Annotated in this window: 1 protein-coding gene; it reads left to right on the forward strand. The window is 69.7% G+C overall.

The window, feature by feature from the left end; translation table 11 throughout:
* A partial coding sequence (gene lysS / locus U4E84_RS18585) for a lysine--tRNA ligase (protein WP_322533532.1) occupies positions 1-1057 on the forward strand: 1057 nt, incomplete at both ends.

Here is a 1057-nt window from a genome sequence, read left to right on the forward strand (position 1 = left end):
GACGGGGCAGCGGCCGACGACGGGGAGGGAGCGACTCGGGAGTCGGGCGGGACCTTCCACGCCTTCTGGGCCGACGTCGTCGCGGACGAGATCGAAGCCCGAAGGCCCGACGAGCCGATCGTGATCAAGGGCGGCGTCTCCCCCTCGGGCGTCGCGCACCTCGGCAACTTCAACGAGATCATGCGCGGCTACTTCGTCGCCGAGGTGCTTCGCGACCGCGGCCACGAGGTCCGGCAGGTGTTCACCTCCGACGACAAGGACCCGCTGCGGAAGGTGCCGCGCAAGCTGGAGAACGCGGACGGCGATATCGTCGGGCTCGGCGAGGTCGACGCGGGCGCGCTCGGCCGCAACCTCGGGAAGCCGTACACGGCGATCCCCGACCCGTTCGGCGAGGCCGAGTCGTACGCGGCCCACTTCGCGGGGCTGCTGAAGGCGGACGCCGACCGCCTGAACGTCCCCGTCGAGACCCTCTCGAACACCGAACTGTACGCCGACGGGACGTTCGACGACGCGGTCCGGACGGTCCTCGGCGACGTCGGGCGCGTCCGCGAGGTGCTCGCGCCGTACCAGGACAAGGTGGACGACGAGTACGTCCCGTTCAACCCCGTCTGCGAGGCGTGCGGCAAGGTGACGGAGACGGTGACGGGGATCGACCTCGACGCGGAGACCGTCGACTACGTCTGTACCGACATGGACGCCGGCGGCAACACCATCGAGGGCTGCGGCCACGAGGGGACCGCGACGTTCCGCGAGGGGAAGCTCCCGTGGCGGTTAGAGTGGCCCGCCCAGTGGGTGGTACTGGGCGTCGACTTCGAGCCGTTCGGGAAGGACCACGCGGAGGGGTCGTGGCCCTCCGGCGTCGACGTCGCCCGGAACGTGTTCGGCACAGAGCCGCCCGTCCCCATGGTGTACGAGTGGTTCACGCTCAACGGCGAGGCGTTTTCCTCCTCCGAGGGCAACGTCGTCACGGTCCAGGAGCTCTTGGAACTCCTCGAACCCGAGGTGCTGCGCTACTTCTTCGCGCTCCACCCGAAGAAGGCCCGCGACCTCGACGTCG

The sequence above is a fragment of the Halorubrum sp. AD140 genome (genome assembly GCF_034497445.1).
In the GTDB taxonomy this organism is placed as follows: Archaea; Halobacteriota; Halobacteria; order Halobacteriales; family Haloferacaceae; genus Halorubrum.